The organism is Moorena sp. SIO2C4 (assembly GCF_010672485.1).
Taxonomy (GTDB): Bacteria; Cyanobacteriota; Cyanobacteriia; order Cyanobacteriales; family Coleofasciculaceae; genus Moorena; species Moorena producens.
The window spans coordinates 1-1,968 of sequence record NZ_JAAHGN010001257.1; the positions used below are offsets into that span (position 1 = coordinate 1).

Sequence of the window (1,968 nt, forward strand, 5' to 3'; positions counted from 1 at the left end):
ATCCACGGAAGCAGACCGAAAGGTCAGGATATCTAGGAGCTGGGTGCGGTGAAAGTCGCACGCCCAGATTTGAAGGAGAGGTGCCCTGGGTAATACCAGGCATCGACTCTAACGAAGTCAGAAGTCAGAAGTCAGCGATTACTTACGTTTCGTAGTTTGGGAATGTCAAACATCTGAATGCGTAGTGCTATACTAGTGCGATCGCTTTTGAGGAAGTAAGCTGTTCTTGCTCATCGGTTTATTACTAAAGCGCCACCTAAATCCTCCAAATTTTTGAAGCATACCCAACAGTAGAAAAATTTGCTTGAGTGTGTGTAGCTTAACCTGTAATTGTTGATACTCCTCTCTTAAACCATGAATACCTACTTGCCCAAGAACAATTGCCTTGGGAGCACTATGTAACGTTTTAGAGATACGGCCTTCAACCCTTTCCAACTGATTAGCGATAGATGAAAGCCACTGTCCCAATCGCCAAACTTGGCAAGCAATGTATAGACACAAGAGGGAGAGCATAATGTTGATGACGATTACAAGTATCATAATCAAGATACCAGTGATATAATTGACTTTACAATGATACGATGGCTAAGGTTGGGCAACTGGGAGAGAAGTTAGTCGCTAGGTGGTTACAAAGCCAAGGCTGGATCATCCTAAACCATAGCTGGCGCTGTCGATGGGGAGAGATTGACCTAATTGCCAAAGGAAACCCGGTGGCATTGGATTTTGTCGAGGTTAAAACTCGCAGTCGAGGGAATTGGGATGCCGATGGTATGCTAGCAATTACACCACAAAAGCAAGCTAAACTCCGGCTTACAGCTGAGTTATTTCTGTCAGAACATCCAGATTTAGCTGATTTACCGTGCCGATTTGATGTTGCTCTTGTCCGTTGCCAGTGCCTGAACCAACCTTTACACTCTACAACCGCAGATCAAGAGATCGAATTTCCGATAGTTGAACTAGCTCAACCGGTATTGGTGGCAGGATATAAGCTGATGCTACAACACTACATGCAGTCAGCTTTTGATTAGCTACTCGGTTTGGGGGTTGGGTTTTGCTGCTAGCTCATTTTTTCTTAATCATCAACATTGCCTTTTGGCTTGCTTTTGCCTGATTTTTTCGGGACTTGCTTCTTGGTATAGTCAGCGCCCTTTATCTCAACAAACCTAGCCTTGAGAGGCTTCCCAGGTGGGAGTGTCACAAACATACGATTTTTTCAGGCAGACAGATTCTCCGGTATTACCTAATCTTAAAGAAGAAACAGATACCCATTATCATAGCTTGGTATAAACTGAATCATATCCATAACTCCTCAAGAGTAGAAACATGGAAAGCCTCACCATTGCTATGGTCGAGTGGATCATAAAACTGTTCCGCGTCTACCTGGTCGCAGGTTTGATTTTTGCGGTTCCTTTCGTCATCTTTGGCGTGCAACGGGTGGATCCCAATGCCCAGGGATGGGCGATCGGCTTTCGCATTATGATCATTCCCGGTGTGACTGCCTTCTGGCCGATGTTTGCCACTCGCCTGTTGAGAGGCAAAACTCTTCCGACTGAACGCAATGCTCACCGTATCTCGGCCAAACGACTGACCTGAAAGGGAAATGCTATGATTCTCGCTCGCCGTAAAACTCACTTTTATTCCTTTGTGGTACTAGCAGTTGTCCTACCAGTGTGCTTCTTGGCAGGGATTTTACTGCGTCCTAGTTACGAACCAGTTGATGTAGCTAGCAATAACTTATTTACACAGGCAGGGTTCGTGACACAAACCCAACCCAGAAAGGCAATTGGCTCAACTAAACTTGATGATGGAACATTTCGGTTTCATGTTGAAACCTTTGTCAATTACCAAGGCAAACTGGTGATGGAACTTAAGTCTCTTTCTTTGCTCCAAGTTCCCGATCCCTTGCTGTATTGGGACCCTAGGCAAAAAGCCCCCACAGAAATTAGCGTCCGCTAAATACTGCTAGGA

At 45.2% G+C, this 1,968-nt stretch carries 4 protein-coding genes; 2 read left to right on the forward strand and 2 right to left on the reverse strand.

Annotation, left to right across the window (positions count from 1 at the left end; genetic code table 11):
* Positions 1–192: 192 nt before the first annotated feature.
* Entirely contained in the window at positions 193–540 is a 348-nt protein-coding gene (locus F6K20_RS36305; protein ID WP_008177776.1) for a hypothetical protein, read from the reverse strand.
* 41 nt (positions 541–581) lie between these two features.
* On the opposite strand from F6K20_RS36305, the gene F6K20_RS36310 reads away from it, so the two are divergent.
* Positions 582–1,028, forward strand: coding sequence for a YraN family protein (locus F6K20_RS36310; protein WP_287298064.1), 447 nt, complete (start codon positions 582–584; stop codon positions 1,026–1,028).
* A 265-nt stretch (positions 1,029–1,293) separates the two neighbouring features.
* Here F6K20_RS36310 and F6K20_RS36315 read toward each other — a convergent pair whose 3' ends face one another.
* Positions 1,294–1,566: a hypothetical protein gene (locus tag F6K20_RS36315; protein ID WP_154659634.1), complete on the reverse strand. Its 273-nt coding sequence runs from the start codon at positions 1,564–1,566 to the stop codon at positions 1,294–1,296.
* A gap of 39 nt (positions 1,567–1,605) precedes the next feature.
* Here F6K20_RS36315 and F6K20_RS36320 point away from each other — a divergent pair, with 39 nt between their 5' ends.
* On the forward strand, positions 1,606–1,956 hold the full coding sequence (locus tag F6K20_RS36320; protein WP_287298066.1) for a hypothetical protein: 351 nt from the start codon (positions 1,606–1,608) through the stop codon (positions 1,954–1,956).
* Positions 1,957–1,968 lie beyond the last annotated feature (12 nt).